23 protein-coding genes are annotated in these 26,188 nt (G+C 72.9%); 10 read left to right on the top strand and 13 right to left on the bottom strand.

Translation table 11 applies throughout. The features are described 5' to 3' along the window. The first annotated feature begins 65 nt into the window (after window positions 1-65). Entirely contained in the window at window positions 66-1,490 is a 1,425-nt protein-coding gene (locus ACFYYN_RS03760; protein ID WP_500544557.1) for a selenium-binding protein SBP56-related protein, read from the top strand. 13 nt (window positions 1,491-1,503) lie between these two features. Here the strand turns inward: ACFYYN_RS03760 and ACFYYN_RS03755 are convergent, their stop codons facing one another. The 7 genes from ACFYYN_RS03755 to ACFYYN_RS03725 form a co-directional block, all read right to left on the bottom strand. Further along, entirely contained in the window at window positions 1,504-2,523 is a 1,020-nt protein-coding gene (locus ACFYYN_RS03755) for a zinc-dependent alcohol dehydrogenase family protein (RefSeq protein WP_500544556.1), read from the bottom strand. A gap of 88 nt (window positions 2,524-2,611) precedes the next feature. Next, a complete protein-coding gene (locus ACFYYN_RS03750) occupies window positions 2,612-3,196 on the bottom strand; it encodes a TetR/AcrR family transcriptional regulator (protein WP_500544555.1) in 585 nt (194 codons plus the stop codon). A 101-nt stretch (window positions 3,197-3,297) separates the two neighbouring features. After that, window positions 3,298-4,446: a C40 family peptidase gene (locus ACFYYN_RS03745; RefSeq protein ID WP_500325522.1), complete on the bottom strand. Its 1,149-nt coding sequence runs from the start codon at window positions 4,444-4,446 to the stop codon at window positions 3,298-3,300. Between the two features lie 126 nt (window positions 4,447-4,572). After that, the gene (locus ACFYYN_RS03740) at window positions 4,573-6,162 is read right to left on the bottom strand and encodes a chitinase (protein WP_500544553.1); all 1,590 of its coding nucleotides are present in this window, start codon (window positions 6,160-6,162) and stop codon (window positions 4,573-4,575) included. A 154-nt stretch (window positions 6,163-6,316) separates the two neighbouring features. Continuing rightward, window positions 6,317-6,583, bottom strand: coding sequence for a DUF8847 domain-containing protein (locus ACFYYN_RS03735; protein WP_499513943.1), 267 nt, complete (start codon window positions 6,581-6,583; stop codon window positions 6,317-6,319). 34 nt (window positions 6,584-6,617) lie between these two features. Further along, window positions 6,618-7,373 carry a TetR/AcrR family transcriptional regulator gene (locus ACFYYN_RS03730; RefSeq protein ID WP_499513944.1) on the bottom strand — a complete coding sequence of 252 codons (756 nt, stop codon included), beginning with the start codon at window positions 7,371-7,373 and terminating at the stop codon, window positions 6,618-6,620. Between the two features lie 30 nt (window positions 7,374-7,403). Further along, window positions 7,404-8,306, bottom strand: coding sequence for an AurF N-oxygenase family protein (locus ACFYYN_RS03725; protein ID WP_500325516.1), 903 nt, complete (start codon window positions 8,304-8,306; stop codon window positions 7,404-7,406). A gap of 52 nt (window positions 8,307-8,358) precedes the next feature. Here ACFYYN_RS03725 and ACFYYN_RS03720 point away from each other — a divergent pair, with 52 nt between their 5' ends. Next, the gene (locus tag ACFYYN_RS03720; RefSeq protein WP_499513946.1) at window positions 8,359-9,441 is read left to right on the top strand and encodes a ferritin-like domain-containing protein; all 1,083 of its coding nucleotides are present in this window, start codon (window positions 8,359-8,361) and stop codon (window positions 9,439-9,441) included. Between the two features lie 18 nt (window positions 9,442-9,459). On the opposite strand, the gene ACFYYN_RS03715 is transcribed toward ACFYYN_RS03720, so the two are convergent. Then, on the bottom strand, window positions 9,460-10,923 hold the full coding sequence (locus ACFYYN_RS03715; RefSeq protein ID WP_500544552.1) for a penicillin-binding transpeptidase domain-containing protein: 1,464 nt from the start codon (window positions 10,921-10,923) through the stop codon (window positions 9,460-9,462). After that, a complete protein-coding gene (locus ACFYYN_RS03710) occupies window positions 10,920-12,329 on the bottom strand; it encodes an FtsW/RodA/SpoVE family cell cycle protein (RefSeq protein ID WP_500544551.1) in 1,410 nt (469 codons plus the stop codon). Before ACFYYN_RS03710 ends, ACFYYN_RS03715 begins: the two co-directional genes overlap by 4 nt. Window positions 12,330-12,416: 87 nt before the next feature. On the opposite strand from ACFYYN_RS03710, the gene ACFYYN_RS03705 reads away from it, so the two are divergent. From ACFYYN_RS03705 to ACFYYN_RS03695, 3 genes are all read left to right on the top strand, one after another. Beyond that, window positions 12,417-13,112, top strand: a complete 696-nt coding sequence (locus ACFYYN_RS03705; protein ID WP_500325508.1) for a pentapeptide repeat-containing protein — start codon at window positions 12,417-12,419, stop codon at window positions 13,110-13,112. Window positions 13,113-13,170: 58 nt separating this feature from the next. Continuing rightward, window positions 13,171-13,758: a pyridoxamine 5'-phosphate oxidase family protein gene (locus ACFYYN_RS03700; RefSeq protein ID WP_500544550.1), complete on the top strand. Its 588-nt coding sequence runs from the start codon at window positions 13,171-13,173 to the stop codon at window positions 13,756-13,758. Between the two features lie 136 nt (window positions 13,759-13,894). Continuing rightward, window positions 13,895-15,091 carry a transglycosylase family protein gene (locus ACFYYN_RS03695; RefSeq protein WP_500544549.1) on the top strand — a complete coding sequence of 399 codons (1,197 nt, stop codon included), beginning with the start codon at window positions 13,895-13,897 and terminating at the stop codon, window positions 15,089-15,091. Between the two features lie 66 nt (window positions 15,092-15,157). On the opposite strand, the gene ACFYYN_RS03690 is transcribed toward ACFYYN_RS03695, so the two are convergent. Together ACFYYN_RS03690 and ACFYYN_RS03685 are read right to left on the bottom strand one after the other, a co-directional pair. Further along, window positions 15,158-15,598, bottom strand: a complete 441-nt coding sequence (locus ACFYYN_RS03690; RefSeq protein ID WP_499513952.1) for an SRPBCC family protein — start codon at window positions 15,596-15,598, stop codon at window positions 15,158-15,160. A 47-nt stretch (window positions 15,599-15,645) separates the two neighbouring features. After that, window positions 15,646-16,689: an ATP-grasp domain-containing protein gene (locus ACFYYN_RS03685; RefSeq protein ID WP_500544548.1), complete on the bottom strand. Its 1,044-nt coding sequence runs from the start codon at window positions 16,687-16,689 to the stop codon at window positions 15,646-15,648. Window positions 16,690-16,972: 283 nt separating this feature from the next. On the opposite strand from ACFYYN_RS03685, the gene ACFYYN_RS03680 reads away from it, so the two are divergent. Then, window positions 16,973-17,962 (top strand): alpha/beta fold hydrolase, encoded by a 990-nt coding sequence (locus ACFYYN_RS03680; RefSeq protein ID WP_500325500.1) that lies wholly within the window; start codon window positions 16,973-16,975, stop codon window positions 17,960-17,962. A 64-nt stretch (window positions 17,963-18,026) separates the two neighbouring features. On the opposite strand, the gene ACFYYN_RS03675 is transcribed toward ACFYYN_RS03680, so the two are convergent. After that, the gene (locus ACFYYN_RS03675) at window positions 18,027-19,565 is read right to left on the bottom strand and encodes an MFS transporter (RefSeq protein ID WP_500544547.1); all 1,539 of its coding nucleotides are present in this window, start codon (window positions 19,563-19,565) and stop codon (window positions 18,027-18,029) included. Next, window positions 19,562-19,969, bottom strand: coding sequence for a DUF3291 domain-containing protein (locus ACFYYN_RS03670; RefSeq protein ID WP_500544546.1), 408 nt, complete (start codon window positions 19,967-19,969; stop codon window positions 19,562-19,564). Before ACFYYN_RS03670 ends, ACFYYN_RS03675 begins: the two co-directional genes overlap by 4 nt. 412 nt (window positions 19,970-20,381) lie before the next feature. On the opposite strand from ACFYYN_RS03670, the gene ACFYYN_RS03665 reads away from it, so the two are divergent. The 4 genes from ACFYYN_RS03665 to ACFYYN_RS03650 form a co-directional block, all read left to right on the top strand. Further along, window positions 20,382-21,674, top strand: coding sequence for an NAD(P)/FAD-dependent oxidoreductase (locus ACFYYN_RS03665; RefSeq protein ID WP_500325494.1), 1,293 nt, complete (start codon window positions 20,382-20,384; stop codon window positions 21,672-21,674). A gap of 15 nt (window positions 21,675-21,689) precedes the next feature. After that, window positions 21,690-21,956, top strand: a complete 267-nt coding sequence (locus tag ACFYYN_RS03660; protein ID WP_499513958.1) for an acyl carrier protein — start codon at window positions 21,690-21,692, stop codon at window positions 21,954-21,956. Next, window positions 21,940-22,833: a thioesterase domain-containing protein gene (locus ACFYYN_RS03655; RefSeq protein WP_500544545.1), complete on the top strand. Its 894-nt coding sequence runs from the start codon at window positions 21,940-21,942 to the stop codon at window positions 22,831-22,833. The genes ACFYYN_RS03660 and ACFYYN_RS03655 overlap by 17 nt, the downstream gene beginning before the upstream one ends. A 36-nt stretch (window positions 22,834-22,869) precedes the next feature. Then, on the top strand, window positions 22,870-26,188 hold a 3,319-nt coding region (locus ACFYYN_RS03650; RefSeq protein ID WP_500544544.1), incomplete at its 3' end, for a beta-ketoacyl synthase N-terminal-like domain-containing protein.

Below are 26,188 nucleotides of genomic sequence, written 5' to 3'. Positions count from 1 at the left end.
GGCCGGGCCCGGTCGTCCGCCGCAAGGCCCCTGGTCCGGGCTCCCGTACGGGAGAGGGAACAGCCATGACGACGACCGAGCACGACCGCGACGGCCACCGTGACCCCACCCTGTACCGCACCCCGGCGGACGCCGTCGCCGCGCCCGCCGAGAAGCTCGCCTACGTCGTCGGTTTCGACCCGGCCGGGGAGCGCCCGGACGCGCTGTTCACCGTCGTCACCGATCCGGGATCACCGGTGTACGGCCAGGTGGCCGCCCATGTGGAGATGCCCGGCCGGGGCAACGAACTGCACCACTTCGGCTGGAACGCGTGCTCGAGCGCGCTGGCCCACGCCGGCCACCACCACGCGGCGCGGCGCTACCTGATCGTCCCGGGTCTGCGCTCCTCCCGGCTGCACGTCCTCGACACCGGCCCCGATCCCACCCGCCCGCGCCTGGTCAAGGTGGTCGAGGCCGGGGAGCTCGCCGCCAGGGCCGGTTACTCGCGGCCGCACACCCTCCACTGCGGCCCCGACGGGGTGTTCCTGTCCTGCCTCGGCGGCGCGGACGGCGCGGACGGGCCCGGCGGCGTCGCACTGCTGGACCACGAGACCTTCGACGTGCTGCGGGCCTGGGAGAGCGAGCGCGGACCGCAGTCGCTCGCCTACGACGTCTGGTGGCACCTGCGCGAGACCATCGCCGTGACCAGCGAGTGGGGCAGCCCCTCGATGATCGAGGGCGGGCTCGTGCCCGAACTGCTGCTGGACCGCCGCTACGGGCACGCGGTGCACTTCTGGGACCTGGACACGGGCCGGCACCTGCAGCGCGTCGACCTGGGGGACGAGAACCAGATGGTGCTGGAGCTGCGTCTCTCGCACGACCCCGAAGCCACCTGGGGGTTCGTGAACACCGTCGTCGACGTCGAGGACCTGTCGGCGTCGGTGTGGCTGTGGACCCGGGAGGGCGGCGACTTCACGGTCCGCAAGGTGATCAGCCTGCCCGCCGAGCCCGCCCGCGCGGAGGACCTGCCCCCCGCGCTGCGGCCGTTCGGCGCCGTGCCCCCGTTGATCACCGACATCGACCTGTCGGTGGACGACCGCTGGCTGTACGTCTCCGCGTGGGGGACCGGTGACCTCCACCAGTACGACGTGGGCGACCCGCTCCGGCCGAGGCGGACCGCGTCCGTGCGGCTGGGCGGCATCACCGGCCGGCAGACGCACCCCGCCGAGCCGGACGTCCCGCTGACCGGCGGAGCGCAGATGGTCGAGCTCAGCCGCGACGGCCGGCGGGTGTACGTGACGAACTCCCTCTACGCCGCCTGGGACGCGCAGTTCTACCCCGAGGGCATCGACCCGTGGATGGTCAAGCTCGACGCCGACACCTCACGCGGCGGGCTCCGCGTCGACAGCGGCTTCTTCCCGCACGGCCCGGACTTCCGGGGACTTCGGGTGCACCAGACGCGCCTGGAAGGCGGCGACGCCTCCTCGGACTCGTACTGCTACCGCCGCTGACCGCCGGGCACCGTCACCCGGCGACGTCCACGACGACCTTGCCCCGGCCCTCGCCGCGCTCGACCACGCCGTGCGCCTCGGCGGCCGTGGCCAGGGTGAAGCGGCGCGGGTCGACCAGCGGCCGCAGCGCCCCGGCCTCGGCGAGGGCGGCGGCCTCGCGCAGGATCCCGCCGTGGTGCTCGCGCCCGCGGCCGGTGAGCATCGGCAGCAGTGTGAAGACCCCGGAGTAGCTGGCACCGCGGAAGGACAGCGGCGCGAGGCTGTGGCTGCCCCAGCCGAGGGCGCTCACCACATGGCCGGTGTAGGTGCGCACCGCGGTGAAGGAGGCGTCGAGCGTCTCCCCGCCGACGGTGTCGACGACGACGTCGAAGCCCTCGCCGCCGGTGTGCTCGGCGACGTAGGCGTCGACCGGGGTGGCGGTGCGGTCGATCGGGGTCGCCCCGAGGGCGGCGATGGTCTCCAGGCTGCGCGGCGAGCCGGTGGCGAAGACCTCGGCGCCGCGGGCCCGGGCGAGCTGGACGGCCACGTGCCCGATGCCGCCGGCCCCGCCGTGGACGAGCACCTTCTGTCCGCCGTGCACGCCCGCCCGGTCCACCAGCCCCTCCCAGGCGGTGATGAAGACCAGCGGGAGCGCCGCTGCCTGACGCATCGTCAGCGCGGCGGGCTTGCGGGCCAGCAGCCGGGCGTCCACGGCCGCGTACTCGGCCAGTGACCCCTGGAGGTCGCCGACCCCGCCGGTCATGCCGAAGACCTCGTCCCCGGGTGCGAGGCCGGTGACGTCCGCCCCGACCTCCTCGACGACACCGGCCAGGTCGAGGCCGAGCACGGCGGGCGGCCGGATGCGGGCGTGGGCGGCCTTCCCGGCACTGATCTTGGTGTCCAGGGGGTTCACCCCGGAGGCCGCGATCCGGACCAGCGCCTGGCCGGGGCCGGGTGCGGGGGTGCGGATCGCGCCGAGGACGAGGGGGCTGCCGAACTCTTCCAGCAGGACCGCGCGCATGGTGGTGGCCACCGGGGGGCGGGAGGAGGTCATCGGATGTCCTTTCGAACAGACAGGTCTGTTTGATTCGGGTCGAAGGAACGCCCTCGTCCTCATGGCGCGGACGAGGGCGGGGCCGGGATCAGACGGTGGGCGGGCAGGCCCGCTCGACCGCGGCCCGCGCCGCGGCCTTGGCTGCGGCCGGCATCGCCGGGTCCTGTTCGAGCTTGCCCGCGGCCAGGGTGCCGTCGACGAGCAGGGTCAGCTGCAGTGCCAGCTCGTCGGGGTCCGCGGCGCCGGCCGCCTCGGCCAGCCCGCGCACCCATGCCCGCACGGCCCGCTTGTGCGTCAAGGTCACCTCGTGCGGCAGGCTGCCCGGCTCGCTCTCCGCGGCGGCGTTGATGAAGGGGCAGCCGTGGAAGCCGTGGCGCTCGTACGAGGCCGAGACGGCGTCGAACAGGCCCACCAGCTGCTCGCGGGGATCGTCCCCGGCCGCCAGCGCGGCGGCGCGCAGCCTGCCCCGCCAGGAGTCGTCGACCCTGCGCAGGTACGCGGCGGCCAGTTCGTCCTTGGAGGGGAAGTGGACGTAGAGCGTGGACTTGGCCACGTCCGACTCGGCGATGATCCGGTCGATCCCCACCCCGCGCAGGCCGTGCGCGGCGAACAGCGCCTCGGCCGTGGTCAGTATGCGCTCGCGCGCCGGGGGGCGCTTCGCCGTCGTGGGCATGGTGCTCACCGTGGTCCTCGCCGGGGCCCGGCGGGCCCCTCACGGCAAAACTAACAGACAGGTCTGTCCGATGCCGCTGAGGTCCTGGTCACACCGCGGCCTCAGGAGTTCGAGGCGCCGCCGAGCGGGGTCGGGTCGTGGGCCGACTTGGGGGCGACGGGGGAGACGTAGTGCTTCATCGACGGGTCGTCGGAGTCCGGCCGGACGGCACCGAGGACCGGGTTGGCGGCGATCGGGGAGATCTTGACGAAGCCACCCGGGCGAGGGGCCTGGATGACCATGCCGTTGCCGATGTACATCGCCACGTGGGTGGCGCCGGGGAAGTAGACCACCAGGTCGCCGGGGCGCAGCAGGTTCAGCGGGACGTGCGGCAGCTGCTTCCACTGCTCCTGGCTGGTGCGCGGGATGGTGGTGCCCGCGTGCTCCCAGGCCTGTGAGGTCAGGCCCGAGCAGTCGTACGCCTTCGGGCCCTCGGCACCCCAGACGTAGGGCTTGCCGATCTGGGCGTAGGCGAAGCTCAGCGCCCGGTTGCCGGCTTTCGACGGCGCGAGAGCCGTGCTGCCGAGCCGGCCGGACCGCAGGAAGGCCGCCTGCGCCTGGTCGATGCCCTGCTGCTCCAGCTGCTGGAGGTCCTCGATCTGGGCGCCGGTCAGTCCGGCGAGGATCCGTTCGACGTCGGCCAGCTGCCGCTCGATGTCCTCCTTGGCCTCGCGCTGCTTCTCCTCCAGCTGCTCCGAGCCGTCCAGCGCGTGCTGCTGGGCCCGGTTGAGCGCGGCGATCCGCTTCTCGCCGTTCTCCAGCTGGGCGACGAGCTCGGCCTGGCTGCCGGCGGCGCGGTCGAGCATGTGCCCCTGGGTGAAGGCGTCCTGCGGGTCGTTGCTGAGCAGCAGGTTGAGGTACGGGGAGACGCCACCGGACTTGTACTGTTCCCGCGCCAGCTGCCCGGCCAGGGCGCGGGCGTCACTGAGCGCGGTGCGCTCCTCGGCGAGCTGGTGGTCGAGGCGGTCGGCCTTGCTCTGGTTCTCCTCGAGCTCGGCCTTGGCCTGGTCGTAGGTCTCGGTGGCCTGCTCGGCCTTGTGGTAGAGGTCCTGCAGCTGCTCCAGCAGCACGACGAGCGTCCGGTCGTCCGGCGCCGGATCGTCGGGAGCGGCGTAGGCCTGGGCGGGGATCCCGAGCGCCGCGGCGGCCAGCAGCGTCCCGCAGACGAGTGCCCTGCGCACCCACTCCTTGGGCCGGTGTGCTGCTGACATCCCGTCACCTCCGCCTGTTCCACCGATACCTGCGGGTAGATCCTTACATGATCGGGTCGGCTACGACAGAGGGACGGGCCGGAACGGGCGGCTCCGCCGGTCGCGGAGCCACCCGTTCGTCCGGCGTCATCCGAAATAGGTGTCGAAGTTCCGCTGGAATTCCCAGTTGCTGTACTTGTCCCAGTTCACGGACCAGGTCATCAGGCCGCGCAGCGCGGGCCAGGTGCCGTGGGTGGCGTAGCCGCCGCAGTTGACCTTCCGGGTAAGGCAGTCGAGCGCCTTGTTCACCTCGGCCGGGGTGGTCCAGCCGTTGCCCGCGTTGCTGCTGGCGGGCAGACCGACGGCCACCTGCGACGGGGAGAGCGGCGGGAACACCCGGGAGGTGTTGCCCGCGACCGGGAAGCCGGTGAGCAGCATGTCGGTCATGGCGATGTGGAAGTCGGCGCCGCCCATCTGGTGGTACTGGTTGTCCAGTCCCATGATCGGCCCGGAGTTGTAGTCCTGGACGTGAAGGAGCGTCAGATCGCCGCGCAGGGCGTGGATCACCGGCAGGTACGCGCCGGCCCGCGGGTCCTGGGCGCCGTTCGGGCCGGGGCCGTAGAATTGGTACCCGAGCTGGACGAAGAAGGTCTCGGGGGCCATGGTCAGCACGAAGGCGCCGCCGTACCTGGCCTTGAGGGTCTTCAGCGCGGAGATCAGGTTGACCACGACCGGGGTCGTCGGGTTCCTGAAGTCGGTGTCACCGGCGTTGAGGGAGAGCGAGTGGCCCTCGAAGTCGATGTCGAGGCCGTCCAGTCCCCAGGTGTCGATGATCTTGCCGACGGAGCTGACGAAGGCGTCGCGGGCGCCGGTGGTGGTGAGCTGGACCTGGCCGTTCTGGCCGCCGATGGAGATCAGCACCTTCTTGCCCTGCGCCTGCTTGGCCTTGATCGCGGCCTTGAACTCCGCGTCGGACTCCACGTTCGGGCACTCGGCGACCGGGCAGCGGTTGAAGCGGATGTCGCCGGAGGTGGTGGAGGTGGGCTCACCGAAGGCGAGGTCGATGTAGTCCCAGCTGGCGGGGACGTCTGCCATGCGGACGTAGCCGGAGCCGTTGGCGAAGCTGGAGTGCAGGTAGCCCACGAGGGCGTGGGAGGACGGCGTCGGATCGGTCGGCGTGGGGGTCGGCGTGGGAGTGGGAGTGGGCGTGGGGGTCGGCGTCGGGTCGGTGGGGGTCGGGCTGGGCGTCGGGCCGCCGGGCCCGGTCAGCGACAGGTCGTCGGCGTAGTACGTGGGCTGCGCGTACCAGCCGTGGACGTAGACCGTCGCGCTGGTCTGGGTCGGGCCGGTGGTGAAGCTGACGTTCAGCTGCTGGTAGGCACCGCCGGTGCCCGGGGTCCAGGTGCTGGTGCCGCCGTCCACGCCGATGTAGACGTAACTCCCCTTGACCTGCGCCGAGAAGGTGTACGCCGTGTTCGGGGCGACGCCCACCGTCTGCTTGCACTGCGCGGTCCCGGTGCCGCTCGGGGTGCCGGCGAGGGCGCGACTGCCGCTCTTCGCCTGCCCGGTCACCACCTGGGTGGTGCCGGAGTCGCAGCTCCAGCCGGACAGGTTGCCCGACTCGAAGCCTCCGTTGACCAGGAACTCACCGGCGTGCGCCGTGGGGGCGAGGGCGACCAGCCCGCCGAGGACGGCGGTGCAGGCGAGGGTCGCCGTCGCGGCGACGAGGTGTCTCATGGGGGCCGCTCCTTCGGGGGCGAGAAGAAGTGCGCATGACAACTCGCAGCAAACAGGTCTGGACCAATCCTGTCAATGGTCCGGACCATCCCCGTGGCCGGTCACCCGGATCACCCGTCCGGCGGCGGTCCGCCCGCGCGACCGCCCCGGCGGCTCACGTCCGCGGTTTCGACCAGGGCCAGCGCGGCTTCTCCGGCCGGTTCCCCTCCGGGTCGTAGACGAAGACCCAGCGCGTACGGCGCTGCGCGCGCGGGCCGGGACTGGGCTCGCGATGATAGACGTGCACGACGGGGGGTGCGCCGTCCTCCTGCGGCACCGGTACCTCGTACACCTTCGGGGGCTGGCCGGTGATGCCGGTCAGCACCCCCAGCACCCGGCCGTCCAGCGGCCCGCCGACGAATTCCGTGTCCTCATGCCTCACGGGGTCAGGGTAGGCCCTGGGGAGGGGGCCACGTTCAGGAAACGGCAGGTGGGAGCAGATGTGCGACTGCCTGGGCCAGCGGGGTCACCCGGCGGGCCAGGTCCCCGGCGGGGCTGCCCGCGCTCTCCCGCTCCAGGGCGGCCAGTGCGACCTCGGCGGTCTCCTGGTCGGTGGTGGAGCTGACCAGCAGCAGCGCGATGAAGTGGTCCACCAGCCACCGCCGCAGCTCCTGGGCGGGGGGCTGCTTGCCCTCGTCCAGCCAGGTCAGCGAGACGGCCTCGACGCTGGCGATCCAGGAGCGCACCATCATCGCCAGCCGCGGTCCGGGGTGCGGCGCGCCCAGGTGCATCAGGATCTGCTCGGCCGCGCCGCGCCGGACACCGTCCACGATGGCGTCGGTCCGGCTGGTCTCCGCGACGCTGCCGCCGCGCAGCAGGGCGGAGTACGCCGCGTCGTGCTCGTCCACGTAGGAGAGGTAGCGGTCCAGCGCGTTGGACAGGCGCTGGGTCATCTCGCCCTCCGCGGGCTCAACGAAACAGGTCCGCAGTTCCTCGGCGGCGTTGCGCATGGCGGCCTCGTACAGCTGCTGCTTCCCGCCGGGGAAGTAGCGGTAGACCAGGGGACGCGAGACCCCGGCGGCCGCGGCCACGTCGTCGACCGAGACGTCCTCGGGCCTGCGGTGCCCGAACAGGTCCACGGCGGCGGCGAGCAACTGGGTACGGCGCTGCTCGACGCTCAGCCGGCGGTAGGCGGGGGCGGCGGCGGGCGCCGGCGTCGAACTGCCGTTCATGAACGTCAGCGTATCCGCCCGCGCGCCGTGCTACCCGAGAAGTCCCGAGCTGCGCCACATGCGCCGTACGCCCGGACCCTCGAACATGCCGATCTCCTCCAGGAAGTCCATCAGCTTCCGCGCCGCCTGCCGCATCACGTCGCGGCGGTGCGGGCTGGTGCGGGCCAGCTCGGCGGCGTGCCGGGGGTCGAGCCCGACCGAGGCGTACACCTGGGGGCTGATCAGCGACCGGGCGATCACCCGTGCGGCCTCGGCGGAGGAGATCCGGGTGAAGGCGATCTCCCAGCGCGGAGCCGAGCTCATCTGGCGGCGCAGCTCCTCACGGGCGTAGCGGATGTGCCGGGCCTCCTCGACCACGTGGATGCGGGTGACGCCACGGGTCAGCGGCTGCACGCGCTCGTCCGGGAAGGTCAGCCGCTGCATCCAGTCGAGGATCTCCTCGGCGAGCAGGGTGCCCGTGAAGGAACCGGGTGTGGTGGAGACGGTCTTCAGCACCCGCCCGAGGTTGTGGTCCGTGCGCGAGGGCTTGTAGACGGGTGTGCCGAGCCGGGTCACCAGCCGCGCGAACATCTTCGAGTGGCGGCACTCGTCGGCGATCTCGGTGAGCGCGTAGCGGACGTGCCCGCTGGTGGGGTCCAGGTCGTAGGAGTGCCGCAGCAGCAGCTGCATGAGGATGATCTCGAACCAGATGCCGATCGAGGCCAGCGACGCCGCCTCGTGCCGGCTCAGCTCGATCCGCTGTTCCTGCGACATGTGTTTCCACAGCGGGGTGTCGTACAGGGAGCACAGCTCGGGCGGCCAGAACCACGTGCCGTCCTCGAACGGGGCGTCCCAGTCCAGCTCGGTGTCGGGGTCGAAGGAGTGCTTCGCGGAGGCGTCGAGCAGCCGCTCCGCCACTTTTTCACGCGTTGCAAGAGGGGTGCCAGCGGTCATGCTCTTATGAGACTGTGTGTCAGCAAGCCCGTCAAGAGTCGAGGAGACGCCAATGCCGTCGCAGGACAACTTGTGGGAGATCCCGGCTTCCGGAGCCGCCCGCTTCTCCTGGGAGTACGACGACGGGCGCGACCGGCTGCTCGCCCTCTACCAGAAGGGCAAGGACAAGCAGTGGGACGCGGTCACCCGCATCGACTGGGACATCGAGGTCGACCCGTACGACCCGCTCGGCGTGCCGGACCAGAACATGACCGTCTACGGCACCCCCTACTGGGACAAGATGTCCGAGCGGAACAAGCGCGACATGCGCCGTGCCTACGCCTCCTGGCAGTTCAGCCAGTTCCTCCACGGGGAACAGGGCGCCATGGTCTGCGCCGCCCGCATCGTGGAGTCGGTGCCCGACCTCGACGCCAAGTTCTACTCCGCGACCCAGACCATGGACGAGGCCCGGCACGCCGAGATCTACTCCCGCTTCCTGCGCGAGAAGGTCGGCATGGTCTACCCGATCAACGACTCGCTGCAGGCCCTGCTCGGCGACACCCTGCGCGACTCCCGCTGGGACATGCCGTACCTGGGGATGCAGGTGCTCATCGAGGGGCTGGCGCTGGCCGCCTTCGGCATGCTGCGCGACACCACCGACAAGCCGCTGCCCAAGCAGATCCTTGCCTACGTCATGCAGGACGAGGCCCGGCACGTCGCCTTCGGGCGGATGGCGCTGCGCGACCACTACAAGCAGCTGTCCGACGCCGAACTGCGCGAGCGCGAGGAGTTCGTCATCGAGGGCTGCTACCTCATGCGCGACCGGCTGCGCGGCGCCGAGGTGCTGGAGGACTTCGGCATCCCGCGGCAGGAGGCCGAGGAGCTGAGTGAGCGCTCGGAGTACCTGCAGCTCTTCCGCAAGCTGCTGTTCAGCCGCATCGTGCCGTGCGTGAAGGACATCGGGCTGTGGGGCGAGCGGCTGCAGCGCGCCTACGTCGACATGGGCGTCCTGGAGATGGGCGACTCCAACCTCGACCTGCTGATGGCGCAGGACGAGGAGATCGCCGAGAAGCTCGACGCCGAGCGCTTCGCCCAGGAGGAGACCGAGCGGGCCGCCGAGGTCGAGCAGGCGATCGCGCTGGGCGCCCAGGACTGACCGCGGCCGGGCACGGGATCAGCGTCCCAGCACCGCGCGCATCACGGCGCGGGCGACCGGGGCCGCCTTGCCGCCGCCGCTGATGTCGGCGCGGTCCGCGGCGGCGTCCTCCACGACGACGGCGACGGCGACCTTCGCCGGGGCCCCCCGGCCCTCCTTCGCCCAGGAGATGAACCAGGCGAACGGGTTCCCGCGGTTGTCCTCACCGTGCTGCGCCGTGCCCGTCTTGCCGCCCACCACCGCGCCGGGCAGGGCGGCGTTGCGGCCCGTGCCGTGCCGCACCACGGCGACCATCATGTCCTGCATCACGAAGGCCACGGTCGCGTCCATCACCTGCCGGTAGGCCCGTTCACCGGTGATCTCCAGCGGGAGGCCGGCGCCGTCGGTGGTCCGGTCCACCAGGTGCGGGTACATCAGCGTGCCGTCGTTGGCCACGGCCGCAGCGACCATCGCCATCTGCAGCGGGGTGGCCCGGGTGTCGTACTGCCCGATGGACGACAGCGCCAGCTGCGCCCGGTCCATGCGGCGGTCGAAGACGCTGACCGCGGGGTGCGACGGGACCCCGATGGAGGGGTCGTTGAAGCCGAAGGCCTCGGCCGTCTCGCGCATAGCCCGCAGCCCCACGTCGTCGCCGAGCTTGCCGAAGACGGTGTTGCAGGAGACGACGTACGCGTGGAGCAGCGGCGCGTCCTCACAGCCCGCCGACGCCGACTCGTTGCCCAGCGTCGTCGTCGTGCCCGGCAGGCGATAGGGGTCCGGGGAGTCGGTGGGCTTCCCGACGTCGGTGACCACCCCGGAGGCGAGCGCCGCGACCGCCGTCACCGTCTTGAAGGTCGAACCCGGGGGGTACGTCTGGCGCAGCGCCCGGTTGAGCATCGGCTGGTCCTCGGCGGTGACGAGCCGGTGCCAGGCGCCGAGCGCCTCCGGGCCGGTGCCGGCGATCGTCGCAGGGTCGTAGGAGGGCGTGCTGACCAGCGCCAGGATCCGGCCGGTCGCCGGATCGAGGGCGGCGACCGCGCCCTTCTTGCCGCCCAGCGCCTTGTACGCGGCCTGCTGGGCGGCCGGGTCGATGGTGGTGCGGACGTCGCCCGGGCGCTGCGGCGCCCTGCTGATCGCGTTCCACAGCGGGAGCGCCGACAGCCCGGGGGCGGAGCCGGACAGGACGTCGTCCGCGGCGGCCTCCAGCAGGGCCGTGCCGTACGTCTGGGAGGAGAAGCCGGTCACGGGCGCGTAGAGCGGGCCGTCGGCGTAGGTGCGGACCCAGTCCAGCTGGGCGCCGGTGGACCGGGAGCCGGTCACGGGCCGGCTGCCGACGAGGATGTCGCCGCGCGGCTGTGCGTAACGGTCGATCGGCACCCGCCGGTTGGCGGGGTTGGCGTCGTACGCGGGGGCCCGCACCACCTGGACCCGGATGGCGTTCACCAGCAGGGCGACGAGGAGCAGCAGGCACAGTGCCGCGGACCGGCGGGCGTACGGGGTCACGCCGCGGCCGGCCCGCCGCTGGTGGCCCGGCAGGCGGTCCGCCCGGTGTCCGGGCCGGGCGGCGGGCGGCGGGCGGTGTCGCTGAGCAGGATCAGCAGCGCGACGATCACCCAGTTGGTGACGACCGACGAACCGCCCTGCGCCAGGAACGGCATCGCCATCCCGGTCAGCGGGATCAGGTCCGTCACCCCGCCCGCGATCACGAAGACCTGCAGCGCGACGATCGAGGCCAGCCCCACGGCCAGCAGTCTGCCGAACGGCTCGCGGACCGCCAGCCCCGTCCGGTAGCCCCGGGCCACCAGCAGTCCGTACAGCAGGAACAGCGCGGTCAGCCCCGTCAGTCCCAGCTCCTCGCCCGCCGTGGCCAGGATGAAGTCGGACTTGGCCGCGAAGCCGATCAGGATCGAGTGCCCCTCGCCCAGGCCCGTGCCGAGCAGCCCTCCGGCGGAGAACGCGAACAGCGACTGCGCCAGCTGCCCCGGCCCCTGCCCGGCCTCGATGCTGGCGAAGGGGTGCAGCCAGTCCGCTACCCGGGAGTGCACGTGCGGTTCGAGCGAGCCGACGAGGAAGGCACCCGCCGCCGACAGCAGCAGCCCGATCGCGATCCAGCCGGTGCGGCCGGAGGCGACGTAGAGCAGGATCACGAAGAGACCGAAGAACAACAGCGAGGTCCCCAGGTCGCGTTCCACCACCAGCACGCCGAGGCTGATCGTCCAGACCGCCAGCACCGGGCCCAGCACCCGGCCGGTCGGCAGTTGCAGCCGGCGGAACCGCCGGACCTGCCGGCCGGCGTACGCGAGCGCGGCGCGGTTGTCCGCGAGGTACGCCGCGAAGAAGACCGCCAGCAGCACCTTCGCGAACTCGCCGGGCTGGAAGGAGAAGCCCGCGACCCGGATCCAGATCCTGGCGCCGTTCACGGCGGGGAAGAGGCTCGGCACGATCATCAGCACGAGGGCCGCCACGACGCCCAGGTACGCGTACCCGGCCAGGGCGCGGTAGTCGCGCAGCAGCAGGACGACCGCGATGAACAGGGCGACGCCCAGCCCGGACCAGACCAGCTGCGCCGGGGCGGCGGCGTCGGGGGTCTCCAGGTCGAGGCGGTAGATCAGGACCAGGCCGAGTCCGTTGAGCAGCACCCCGATCGGCAGCAGCAGCGGGTCCGCGTACGGGGCGCGCAGGCGCACCGCCAGATGGGCCACCAGCGCCAGCCCGCCGAGCGCCGCGCCGTAGCCGGCCGCCCCCTGCGGTACGGCGCCGTCGTGCGCGAGGCCCACGGCGCAGTAGCCGTACACCGGGATCAGCACCGCGCCGACCAGCAGCGCCAGCTCGACGCCACGGCGCCGGGGCAGCCGGACGGCGGGCACGGCGAGGGCCGGTGGCGAGGTCCCGGGGGCGGGGGCGGTCATGGGACGCAACGTAGCAAGACATCCCGGATAAATCGTTCATATTCGTGGGAGGTGGCGTTGTCACAGGGGGCCACTAGCGTGGCCGCCATGACCTTCAAGGCGCCGCAGTCCCTGTCCGAGCTGCCGTACGCGCAGGCACTGGAGCCGTTCGACGAGCCCGGGCTGGGCGTCGAGGAGCGGTACGACACCGTGCACTTCGACGGCCTCACCTTCGGCGAACAGGACGCCGGCGGCGCCGTCTTCCTGGAGTGCGCGGTCACCGACACCGTCTTCGAGGGCGGCAGCCTGCGCCGGGCGCGCTTCAATGAGGTCTGGCTGCAGGGCGACCGCTTCGTCGGCACCTCGGCGGCCGAGACGAACTGGATGGACGCGACCGCCGACTCCTGCGTGCTCGCCGGTGTCGAGGCCTTCGGCGCGGTGCTGCGGCGGGTGGTCTTCCGGCGCTGCAAGTTCGACTCCGTCAACCTGCGCTCGGCCCGGCTGCACGAGGTCGTCTTCGAGGACTGCGTGCTGCGCGACGTCGACCTCGGCGGCGCCCGCCTGAAGGACGTCTCCTTCCCCGGCACGGCCCTGGAACGCCTGCGGCTCGGCCGTGCCGAGCTCGACGCCACCGACCTGCGCGGCGCCACCCGCCTCGACCTCGCCGACGGGCACGACTCGTTGCGCGGCGCCGTCATCGGCAGCGCCCAGTTGCTCGACCTGGCCCCGGCGCTGGCCGCCGCGCTGGGCATCGTCGTCCGGGACGGAGCGGACGACGGCCCCCGCCGTCCCCGGCGGCGCTGACCCGTCCACGGCCGAAAAGGTGCGACGGAAGCCGGGCCGCCGCCGCAGAATCACAGGCATGGGAAAGACGTACGAACGCATCGACGGGCGCCTGCGCGCGTTCATCGAGGAGCAGAAGGTCTTCTTCACCGCCACCGCGCCCCTGTCCGGCGACGGGCACGTCAACGTGTCGCCCAAGGGCCTCGACGGTTCCTTCGCCCTCCTCGACGACCACACCTTCGCCTACGCCGACCTCGGCGGCAGCGGCGCCGAGACCATCGCCCACCTGCGGGAGAACGGGCGCATCACCCTGATGTGGTGCGCCTTCACCGGGCCCCCGACCATCGTGCGGGTGCACGGGCGCGGCGAGCCCGTCTTCCGCGACGACCCGCGCTGGGACGACCTGCTCCCGCACTTCTCCGACGACATCCGGGCGCGCACCGACCTGCGCGCCGTCATCCTCGTCAGCGCCGAACGCATCAGCGACAGCTGCGGATTCGCCGTCCCCTCCATGGACTTCCGGGAGGAACGGCCCCTGCACACCCAGCGCTTCTCCCGCGAGACCGAGGAGTCCTTCAGCGACTACTGCGTGGGCAAGCCGTACGTCGCGGTCAGCCTCGACGGGCTGCCGGGCCTGCCGCTCCCGCTGCCGCCCCGCACGTCCTGACGGGGCGCCACCGCGCCAACCCGGTTCCGGGCCGCACGATTTGGGACGACAGAGTCTCAAAAGCACCCTTGCGGCGACAAGATCCCTCTGTCGTACTTGTACGGCCGTGTGTCCGGAGCCGAGAGGTGGTCCCCCCATGCCCGTACGGCCCGTGCGCGGTCGCCACCGCAGACCCCAGCCGCCGAGCCGGCTCTCGCCGGTGTCGGTCGCCGTCACCGCCGCCTCCGGAGCGGGACTCGCACTGCCGCTGGTGGCGGCCACGGGCGCGGGCGCGGCCACGACCGGCACGTGGGACAAGGTCGCCCAGTGCGAGAGCAGCGGCCGCTGGCACATCAACACCGGCAACGGCTACTACGGCGGGCTGCAGTTCGCCCAGTCGACGTGGAAGGCCTACGGCGGTGGGAAGTTCGCCGACCGGGCCGACCTGGCGACCAGGTCCGAGCAGATCGCGATAGCCGAGCGGGTCCTGGACGGGCAGGGTCCCGGGGCGTGGCCCGTCTGCTCGCAGCGCGCCGGGCTCACCCGGGGCGGACCGCAGGCGCAGGACCCGCCGCGACGTGCGGCGGCCCCGGCGAAGAAGACCGAACGCAAGGAGAAGCCCGGGACGGACCGTGCCCCCGCGGCGCGGGACGACTCCTACACGGTCGTCAGCGGGGACACGCTCTCCGGGATCGCCGACGAGCAGGACGTCCACGGCGGCTGGCAGCGGCTCTACGCCGTGAACCGCCGGGTCGTCGGAGCCGACCCCGACCTCATCCTCCCCGGACAGGAACTGTCCGTGCCGGGAGCGGAGCCCGCGAAGGACCCCAAGCCGGCCAAGGCGTCCAAGCCCGCCAAGTCCGGCAAGCCGGCCAAGCCCGCGAAGACCGCCAAGCCCGCGAAGACCGCCAAGCCCGCCGAGCGGCACGCCGCGCCCGCCTCCGCCGCGCGGACCTTCGTCGCACCGGTCGGCGGAGCGCTCGGCACCCCGTACCACCGCAGCGGATCCCACTGGGCCAGCGGTTACCACACCGGCCAGGACTTCGCCGTGCCCACCGGCACCTCCGTCAAGGCGGTCGCCGCGGGCACGGTCGTCGAGGCCGGCTGGGGCGGCGCCTACGGCTACCAGGTCGTGATCCGGCACCACGACGGCATGTACACCCAGTACGGCCACCTGTCCTCGCTGACCGTACGGACAGGCCAGACCGTGGCCGCGGGCCGCCAGGTCGGCCGCTCGGGCTCCACGGGCAACACCACCGGCCCGCACCTGCACTTCGAGGTGCGCACCGGCGAGGGCTACGGCTCCGACGTCGACCCGGTCGCCTACCTGCGGCGGCACGGGGTCCGCCTCTAGCGCCACACGCCTGCGGCCCGTCGCGGTCCGTGCGTGGCGGGCCGCACGGACCGCGCGCAGTGCCGGCTAGTGCTCGCGCTCGACGAGGTCCTTGAAGCGTTCGAGGTCGTCACGGACCGTGCGCTCGATCGCGCTGACCTGGGCGAAGCCCTTGGGGCCGCCGAAGGCGTCGCGGATCTCGGCGGGGTCGTACTCCATGCGCACCTGGACGCGGCTGTGCTGCTCGTCGATCGGGAGGACCGAGCACGTCCCGGTGATCTCGGCACCGCCGCTGGTGCGCCAGGTCATCTCCCGGGTGTCGCTCCGGGCCTTGGTGCGGTCGGAGAACTCCGCGTCGAGCAAGCCGCCACCGGTCCCCGACACGCCGAGCCGGGCCTTGCCGTCCCCGGTGGCGCCGGCCTCCCGGACACCCGCGACGAACTGCGGGTACTCCTCCAGGCGGTGCAGGTGCTGCCACGCCACCTCGGTCGGCACGTTCAGGTCGATCTGCTCTTCGAGTCTGCTCATGAGCTGCCACCTGCCTTCCTCCCTCCAGCGTGCCCCCCGGCCCCGGCTCACGCCACGTTGACCTCCGGGACGTCCGGGACGTCCGGGAGGCGAGGGACGTCCGGGACCTCGGTGACCGCTTCCGTCACGGCGACGCGGCCGCCGAGGCGGGGGGCGGCGCGGAGCCCGGCGTCGCCCTGGGTGAGCAGGCGGACGGCGGCCCAGGGCAGGTTCACGCCGGTGAAGGCGGTCTGGAAGATCCCGGCGGAGGGGCGCGGGTTCGCCTCCAGGAGCACGGGCTCGCCCTTGCGGTGGCGCAGCTGCACATTGGAGAGGTAGGCGAGGCCGAAGTGCCTGACGAGGCGACGGGCGATCTCCGTGATGGCGGGGTCGTCCAGCAGGAGCCGGTAGCGGCCCTCCTTGGCCCTGGGGATCGCGGCGAGCAGCTCCCCGCCGGGGGCGGACAGGCAGTCGACGCTGACCTCGGGGCCCTCCAGGTACGGCATGACGATCATGCTGGGCACGTGCTCGCCCTCGTCGGCGGCCCGCTTCATCGCCTGGGCGACCGCCTCGACCGAGGCCATCGGCCTGGCGGGGGCGAGCAGGTCACGGATGTCCATCGGCCGGTCTTCCAGGATGCGGAAGCCGAAGGCCGAGTACTCGCCGGCGGGCTTGATGCAGACGGTCTCGCCGGTCGCGGCGAGCTCGTCCACCGCGTCCCGCAGGCCGTCGGCGTCCCGGACCACCCGCCACGGCGGCACGGGGATGCCGGCGGCGAGCGCCTCCTGGTACGTGCGGCTCTTGCTGGTCAGCACCTTGACCGAGGCCGGTGGCGAGCACATCAGCCGGGTCCCCGCGGCGGCGAAGTCGCCGGCCCGCCCGGCGAGCGCGGTCAGCCGGCGCGGCGGGACGAGGACGTCGATGCCGTGCCTGCGGCAGAAGTCGAGGGCGAATTCGGCGTACGCGTCGTCGCCGACGTGGCGGGGCTCCACCTCGGCCACGTCGCAGGCGGCCAGGGCGGGTGCCGAGGGATCGACATTGCTCCCGTAGACGCGGACGTCCACGGAGTCGGGGTTGCCGCGCAGCATCCGCATCACCTGGGTGGTGGCCACCCCCGCGCTGCTGAGCCATATTCGGAGGGCTATCGGACGCTCCCCTCATGCATGCGGCGCGGCAGGAAGGCATGCGGGAGCGCACCTTTTCCGGCCGTCCGGGATCTTGTGTGAGGCGGATCATATCCGTGTTCGATGACGCCGGTGTTTCACGTCCGCGGAGCGCACGCGAAGGAGGGACGACCCGCCGTCACTCGTCCGTCCCCCGGGAACGAGCGGGACGGCCGCGGCGGGCCAAGGCTGGGAGGCGACAGCAGCCCCTCCGGCCGGAAGAGAGAACAGCATGGCTGGGCCGTCCTCCCCCGCTCCGCTGCACCGACGCCACATAGCCCGCGCGGGAGCGCTCGTCGCGGCCCTCGCCTCGACGGCGCTCGCCGCCGCCCCCGCCCTCGCCTCGTCGGTCGCCGACGGCGCCGCCGCGGGCCGCGGTGCCCGGCCGACCGTGGTGCTGGTGCACGGCGCCTTCGCCGACGCGTCGAGCTGGAGCCCGGTCGTCGAGCGCCTCGAGAACGCCGGCTACAAGGTCGTCGCCCCCGCCAACCCGCTACGGGGCCTGGTCGGCGACTCCACCTACGTGGCCAGTGTGCTGAAGAGCATCGACGGCCCGATCGTGCTCGCGGGCCACTCCTACGGCGGCGCGGTGATCAGCGGTGCCGCGGCGGGCAACCCGAACGTCAAGGCACTGGTCTACGTCTCGGCGTTCATGCCGGACGCGGGGGAGACCCTGGGCGCGCTCTCGGCCAAGTTCGCACCGAGCGACCTCGCCTCGGCGCAGCGTCCCGTGCCGTACCGGGACGGGTCGGGCAGCGGCACGGACATCTACATCCGCGACTCCGTCTTCCGCAAGGTCTTCGCCGCGGACCTGCCCGTGGCGGCGACCCGGCTGATGTCCGCCGAGCAACGGCCCATCGCCCTGCGGGCGTTCACCGACAAGGCGCCCGGCGCGGCGTGGCGGACCATCCCCTCGTGGGCGCTGGTCGCCTCCGCCGACCACGCCATCAACCCGGCCCTCGAACGCTTCGAGGCCAAGCGCGCGGGCTCGCACACCGTCGAGGTCGACTCCTCGCACGTCGCGATGCTCTCCCACCCCGACGCCGTCGTGCGCATGATCCGCGAGGCCGCCGACAGCACCGCGTCCGGTTCCGAAGGCGGTCCCGCACTCGCCGACACCGGCCCCCGGGACGAGGTCCTCACCAGCGTGGGCGGCGTCGCGAGCGTCGCCCTCGTGGCCGGCGCGGTGCTCGTCGCGGCGGTGCGGCGCTTCCGCCGCTGACCGGTGGCGCGGTGGGGGCGCCGCCCCCACCGCGCCGTGTGCCGTCAGCGGGCCCGGGTCCGCGCTACGCCGCGGCCGGCTTGCGGGCCAGGAACACCGCGGCCAGCACGGCCGCCGCGAAGGACACCCCGGCGACGACCCACAGGCCGGTGTGGATGCCGACCGTGAAGGACGCGCCGATCGCGTCCGTCACCGCGGGTGCGGAGCGGCCGCTGCCGCTTCCGCCGCTGCGCGCCACCGCCACGACCGCGTCGGCGACCGGCGGCGGCACATGGGCGGCCGTCAGCCGCTCCGGGAGCGCACCGATGAAACGGACCGCCAGGACGGCACCGAGCACCGAGGTCGCCAGCACCGAACCGATCTGCCGGAACGCGGTCACGGCGTTCGACGCGGCACCCATCTGCGCGGGCTGCACCACCGCGAAGGCGGCCGCCGTCGACGGCGCGACGACCAGCCCGCTGCCCAGACCGACCAGGGCCAGGCCCACCGCCGTGATCGCGTACGCGCTGTCCGGCTGCTGCCGCACCAGCACCACGGCGGCGGCGGCCGTCACCAGCGAACCGGCCGCCAGCAGCCGGGCCGCGCCGACCCGCCCGGCGATCCGCTGGGCGACCAGGGTGGACAGCACGAAGAAGACCATCGCGGGCAGCAGCCGCACGCCCGTGGCCATCGGCGCCACGGCCTGCACCCGCTGCAGGAACAGCACCTGCAGGAAGATGACGCCGACGAACGCGAACAGCGCCGCCGCGGCCACCACCAGCGCCGCCGACACCCGCACCGAGCCCATCATGCGCACGTCCAGCATCGGCACGTCCGTACGGCGCTCCACCAGCACCAGCGCCACCAGCGACACGACGCCCACCGCCAGCGCCGCCACCACCACCGGGTCGTCGTACCCGGCGCGGCCGCCGACCGCGATCCCGTACACCAGCGTGCCCAGGCCCAGCACGGACAGGCCCTGGCCGGGCAGGTCCAGCGGCCGGTCGGGCACCTTCGACTCGCGCACCGCGTACAGCGTGACGGCCACCGTGACCACCGCCAGCGGGGTGTTGACCAGGTAGACCGCGGGCCAGTCGAAGCGGTCGAGCAGGGCGCCGCCGAGCAGCGGCCCGAGGGCCAGGCCGAGTCCGGACACCGACACCCACACCGTGATGGAGCGCAGCATGCGCGGCAGGTCGACGAAGAAGGTGGTGGTGATGATCGCCAGCGAGGTGGGCAGCACCAGCGCCCCGCCGACACCGCTGACCGCCCGCCCCACCAGCACCTGCGGGAAGCTGCCAGCGGTGGCCACGACCAGCGAGCCGGCCGCCAGCGCGACCACGCCGGTCAGGAACACCCGCCGCCGCCCGTAGCGTTCGCCGAGCGCGCCGCCCGACAGCACGCACGCGGCCACCACCAGGGTGTAGGTGCTGGACACCCAGCTCAGGTCGGCGGGGGCGACCTGCATGTCGACCTGCAAGGCGCGCAGCGTGGAGATCGCCGCCGTCACCTCGATGAACGACATGAACAGCCCGAGGCAGGCGGCGAGCAGCACCAGCCGGCCGCGCGGGATCACCGGCTTCTGCGGCGCCTGCGCGGACGCGGCGCCCGTCACGGTGCTCACTGGGCGCGCTCCTTCTCCGCCAGGCGCCGGGTGGCGTCGTCCCAGGCGACGGGCAGGGCGTCGCGGGCGGTGGGGTAGAAGACGAACACCGAGCGGTCCATCACCTTCCGCAGCCGCGCCACGATCCGCGCGTGCGGGTCGGTGCGGGCGAAGGTGTCCAGCGCCTCCTGGTCCCGCCACGCCGACAGCGTCCAGAAGGTCCTCTTCAGCGGCTCCGCCCGCAGCGAGGCACCGACCACGCCGGGCGCCGACCGCACCTGCTTCCACACCACCAGCGACAGCAGGAAGAAACGGGGCACGCTCAGCAGCGACTTCACTTGGAGCTTGGAGGCCATGACCACGGCCTCACCGGAGCCGGCGGACTCCTTGGCGGCGGCCCCGGGCATCCAGGGAATGGTGGGCATGGCAGCTCTCTCCTCTTCGGTACGGGTGCGCGGCCGGTGCGCGCCGTCACGGCGGGAACCCCCGCCACCCACATGAGTCCCTCCCGCGGGCCTTCCGGACACCTCCGGGAGGCCGATAGGCCGGTCCGCGCGGCAGTTGGCCTGTTCGCGCCCCCGGTGCCCCCCGGGCACCGATCCGGACACCCGGGACGGGGCGCATCGGCGGCCCCGATGGGCCGGAAACCGTCGATGATGCGGTGTTTGACCCTCCGGCCCGGGCCGCCCTACGTTCCCAGTGCGCCGCCCGCCGCGCCGATCCGCGCGGGACACGGACGACTTCACGCCTTCAGAGGTCCCAGCCCTCTGCGCTCCAGCCGCCGTCGCCCAACGCGACCGGTTCCTGAGAACTGCTCGAGCCGAGGGGCTGCCTGTCATGACCACCCGTGTCGCTGTCGTCGGGGCCGGCATATCCGGCCTGTCCGCCGCGTACCACCTGCCCGACGACGTCGAAGTCACCGTCTACGAGAAGGAGGACCGGCCCGGCGGCCACGCCCTGACCGTCGAGGTGGAGGAGGACGGCCGCACCATCGGGATCGACACCGCCTTCGTGGTCTTCAACTCCCGGACGTACCCGCAGCTGAGCGCCTTCTTCCAGGAGATCGGCGCCACGGCCCTGGACCACACCGGCGGCTTCGACTTCTTCGACCTCGACCGCGGACTCGACTACGGCACCGCCGAGTTCGAGCTCACCGAGGAGGAGATCGCGCGGCGCTACCCGGCCGACTTCCTGCCCCTGTGGCGGGACGCCGAGCGCTTCCACCGCGAGGCCCCCCGCGACTTCCTGCGCAAGCGCACCGACATGGCCCTCGGCGAGTACCTGGACCGGGGCGGCTACTCCGACGCCTTCAAGTACGGCTACGTGGTGCTGCTCGCCACCGCCGTCTGGTCGGTGCCGGCCGAGCTGATCTGGGAGATGCCGGCCACCACCGTCATCGCCTTCTTCATGTCGCACGACCCGGGCGGCCTCGGCGGCCGCTCGGTGGCGTGGAAGACCGTCTCCGGCGGCAGCGTCGAGTACGTCCGCCGGGTCGTCGCCGCGGTCAACGGCACGGTCCGCACCGGCAGCCCGGTCACCAGGGTCCGGGAGGAGGCGGGCCCGGACGGCGGCGTCGTCATCGGCACCGCCGACGGCGAGGAGCGCTACGACTACGCGGTGCTCGCCTCGCACGCCGACCAGACCCTGGCGATGCTGGAGCGGCCGACCGCGCTGCAGGCCGACATCCTCGGCAAGGTCCGTTACAGCTCCACCCGGGCCGTCCTGCACACCGACCCGTCGGGCATGCCGCCGGAGCGCGCCCGCTGGCAGAGCTGGAACTACGGCCTGAAGACCGTCGACGGCCGCACCCGCACCTGGGTCGCGTACTACATGAACTCCCTGCAGGGCTTCACCGCCCGCGAGGACTACTTCGTCACCCTCGACTGCCCGGTCGTCCCCCGCGACGAACTGGTCATCCGCGAGCTGCCGTTCACCCACCCGGTGATCGACCTGGACGTGCGCTCCATGCAGCGCACCATCTACGCCGTCAACGACACCGGCCGGATCAAGCTCGCCGGCTCGTACTTCCACTCGCCCAGGATCGGCCACGACCTGATCGGCTCCCACGAGGCCGGGTACGTCTCCGGGCTCAAGGCCGCCGAGTCCATCGCCCGCGACATCAAGAAGTGAAGTGAGGGAATCCCCATGCAGCGTGTCACCGCCGAGGAAGCGCAGGCCTGGCTGGTCGAGAAGCTCGCGGTCCGGCTGGAGGTCGAGCCGGCCCAGATCGACGTCGACCGCTACTTCGACGAGTTCGACCTCGACTCCACCGAGGCGCTGATCCTCGCCGGCGAGCTGGAGAAGTGGCTCGGCTTCGAGCTGGAGGCGACCGCGCTCTGGTACCACCCCACCATCGCCGCGCTGTCGGAGCACATCGCCGAGGAGAACGCCCGCCATGTCGCAGCGGCCTGACCGTACCGCCCCCCGCCCGGTCCTCACGCCGCTGCGCGAACCGGCCGGCGGGGCGGCCCGCCGCCTTTACGCCGTCCACCCGGGTGCACTGGCGCCCACGGCGTGGCAGCCGCTCGCCGACCGGCTGCCCGCGGACACCGCGCTGTGGCTGCTCGACCTCGGCACCATCCCGGAGTTCTTCGCCGCCGCCCTCGACCCGGACGCGGCCGCGGACACGGTCTCCATCGCCGGCCTGGCGGAGCGCTGCCTGTCCGAACTCACCGCCTCCGCGCCCGCGGACGCGGCGTTCTCCCTGGTCGGCTGGTCCTTCGGCGGCGTCGTCGGGTTCGAGATCGCCGCCCGGCTCGACGCCGCGGGACAGGGCACCCGGCTGGAGGAACTCGTCCTCCTCGACAGCATCGCCCCCGTCCCCGCCTTCAAGCGCGCCGACGAACTGCTCAACCCCGCGATGCTCCTCGACTGGTTCGCCATGTACCTCGGCGCCAAGCGCGGCCGCCCGGTCGTCCTGCGCGTCCCGCCGGTCGCCGACACCGACGAGGGCCTGCCCGCGCTGCTTGCCGCGGCCACCGCCCAGGGCGTACTGCCCCCCGGCACCGAACTGGCCGGGCTGCGCAAGCTCTACGCCGCGTACCACGGTGGGCTGCTGCGCAACAACCGCTGCACCGCACCGTACGAACCCGCTCCGCTCGACCGCACGGTCACCCTCGTCAAGCCGGAGCGCTCCCTGCTCCCGGACCGCGGTGACCTCGGCTGGAGCCGGCTCAGCACCCGCCCCGTGCGGCAGCTGGGCGTCCCCGGCGACCACTACACGATGCTCGGGGAACCCACCGCCGTCGCCGTGCTCGCCGGACTGCTGGCCGACCCGGCCGTCGCCTGAGCACTCGTGGATCCGCGCCCCCGCCACCCGGCGCCCATGACCGAGAGGACCGTCGTGCATCACTCACGTCTGGCCGAGACACCGATCGCCATCGTCGGGTTGGCCGGCCTGTTCCCCAAGTCGCGCGACCTGCGCGAGTTCTGGCACAACATCGTGGACGCCCGCGACTGCATCGAGGACGTCCCCGCGAGCCACTGGAACGTGGACGACCACTACGACCCGGACCCCGCCGCCGAGGACAAGACCTACGCCCGGCGCGGCGGTTTCCTGCCGGAGGTCGCCTTCAACCCCATGGAGTTCGGCCTGCCCCCGAACACCCTGGAGGTCACTGACATCCTGCAGCTGCTGTCGCTGACCGTCGCGCGCGACGTGCTGCGCGACGCGGGCACGGACGGCGCGGACTGGTACGACGCGAGCCGGACCGGCGTCATCCTCGGCGTCACCGGCGCCAACTCCCTCACCCAGCCGCTCTCCGCGCGCCTGCAGACGCCCGTGCTGAAGGAGGTCGTGCGCAGCGTCGGACTGAGCGAGGCCGACGCCGAGGAGATCGCCCGCCGCTTCAAGAAGGCGTACGTCCCGTGGGAGGAGAACTCCTTCCCCGGCATGCTCGGCAACGTCGTCGCCGGGCGCATCGCCAACCGCTTCGACCTCGGCGGCACCAACTGCACCGTCGACGCCGCCTGCGCCAGCTCGCTGGCCGCCGTCAAGCTCGCCGTCAGCGAGCTGATCGAGGGCCGCGCCGACCTGATGATCACCGGCGGCTGCGACGCCGAGAACACGATCCTCATGTACATGTGCTTCAGCAAGACCCCGGCGTTCTCCAAGAGCCAGGTCATCAAGCCGTTCGACGAGTCCGCCGACGGCACGCTGATCGGCGAGGGCATCGGCATGCTCGCCCTCAAGCGGCTCGCCGACGCCGAGCGCGACGGCGACCGGGTCTACGCCGTGCTGCGCGGCATCGGCACCTCCAGCGACGGCCGCTTCAAGTCCATCTACGCCCCGCGCGCCGAGGGCCAGCAGCTCGCGCTGCGGCGCGCCTACGAGGACGCGGCCGTGCCCGCCGGCTCCGTGGAGCTCTTCGAGGCCCACGGCACCGGCACGGCGGTGGGCGACCACACCGAGCTGTCCGCCCTCGGGTCGTTCGTCACGGAGCAGCCCGGTTCCGGTCAGCTCGGCTACGCCGCCATCGGCAGCGTCAAGTCCCAGATCGGGCACACCAAGGCCGCCGCGGGCGCGGCGGGCCTCATCAAGCTGGCGCTCTCCCTGCACCAGAAGGTGCTGCCGCCCACCATCAACGTCGACCGGCCCAGCGATGCCGTCGACCCCGTGCGCACCCCCTTCTACGTCAGCCCCCAGGCACGCCCCTGGGTCCTGGACCCCTCACGCGACAAGCGGCGCGCCGCGGTCTCCTCCTTCGGCTTCGGCGGCACCAACTTCCACATGGTGCTGGAGGAGCACGACCCCGCCGCGGCCCGCACGGTGCTCGGCCCGGTGGCCCGCACCGGCCTGTGGCACGCCGCCGACCCCGAGGCGCTCGCCCGCCGCCTGGAGCAGGGCGCCGCCCCCGACCCGGCCGGCCGGGTGCCCACGGGCGACGCGCGGCTCGGTATCGTCGCCCGCGACGACGCCCAGTTCGAGGAACTGCGGGCCGCGGCCGTGGAGCTGCTGCGCGCCAAGCCCGAGGCGTCCTCCTGGCAGCACCCCAAGGGCATCACCTACCGCCGCGCCGGGCTCCCGTCCGGGACGAAGACGGCCGCCGTCTTCGCCGGGCAGGGCAGCCAGTACGTCGGCATGGGCCGCCGGGCCGCCCTCGCCCTGCCGCCCGTCCTCGCCGCGTACGACAGGGCCAACCGCATCAGCACCGGCCCGCAGACCCTCGGCCGGGTCGTCTTCCCGCCGCCCGCCTTCGACGACGCCACGCGTGCGGCCCAGGAGGAGGCGCTGCGCCGCACCGACTTCGCGCAGCCCGCCATCGGCGCCCTGTCGGCCGGGCAGTTCGCCTGGTTCCGCGAGCTCGGATTCGCCCCCGACGGGGCCGTCGGCCACTCCTTCGGCGAGCTCACCGCCCTGTGGGCGGCCGGCGCCCTCGACGACGACGGCTTCGCCGAACTGGCCCGCGCCCGCGGCCTGGCCATGGCCCCGCCGCGCGCGGCCGCCGCCGACTTCGACCCGGGCGCCATGGCCGCGATACGCGCCGAACTCGGTGAGGTGCAGGGGCTCGTCGCCACCTACCGCAGTGTCGCCATCTGCAACATCAACGCTCCCGGCCAGATCGTCGTCGGCGGCCCCACCGCCGAGATCGACCGCCTCGTCGCCGATGTCGCCGCCCGCAAGATCCCCGCCAAGCGGCTCCCGGTCTCCGCCGCCTTCCACACCCGCTTCGTCGCCCACGCCGCCGAGGCCTTCCGCGAGGCCGTCGACCGCGTCGGCCTCGGCGCGCCGGGCATCCCCGTCTACGCCAACACCCCGGGCGCCGCGTACGGCACGGACGCGGACGCCAACCGCGACACGCTCGTCGAGCAGCTGCTGCAGCCCGTCGCGTTCCAGACCCGCATCGAGGAGATGTACGCCGACGGCTACCGCGTCTTCGTCGAGTTCGGGCCCAAACGCGTGCTGTCCGACCTCATCGACCGCATCCTCGACGGGCGCGGCGACGTGGTCTGCGTCGCGGTCGACGGCGGGCCCAGCAAGGACGGCGAGATCTCGCTGAAGCGGGCCGCCGTCGAACTGGCCGTCCTCGGCCTCCCGGTCACCGGCATCGACGACCACGCCGAGCCGCTCCCGGACGCACCCGTCCGCAAGGGGCTCACGATCCCGCTGCGCGGCGTCAACTACGTCTCCGACGCACGGCGCGAGGCGTACGCGGAGGCCCTGTCGGAGCCGGGTGTCACCGTCGCGCCGCGGAGGGCGGAGCCCGCCGCGGCTCCGGAGGCGGCCCCGTCCGACGCGCTGGGCGACGTCGTCCGTGAGGGCCTGGGGCTCCAGGCCGAGATCCTGGAAGCCCACGTCGCGACCGTCCGCGAGGCGATCACGTCCCTGGAACGGACCGTCCGCGCGGGCGGCCACCCCGACACGGACGCCGCCCTGCGGCTCATCGAGCAGCACGGCAGCTCCATCACCACCGCCCACGAGCGCGCGACGCGCCTGTTGATCGACACCCTCCGCGGCGACGCCGCACCCCCGCCGGCCGCGCCCGCGCCCCAGGCCGTGCCCGAGGTCACCCCTGTGGAGACCGTTGCGCCCGCACCTGCTCCCGCTGTTGCCGACACTGCGGTGTTGGAGGCGTTGCTTGAGGTGGTGGCGGAGAAGACGGGTTATCCGGCGGAGATGCTGGAGCCGGGGATGGATCTGGAAG

This window comes from Streptomyces sp. NPDC001902 (assembly GCF_042891295.1).
Taxonomy (GTDB): domain Bacteria; phylum Actinomycetota; class Actinomycetes; order Streptomycetales; family Streptomycetaceae; genus Actinacidiphila.
This window is presented reverse-complemented; position numbering and strand designations above follow the sequence as displayed.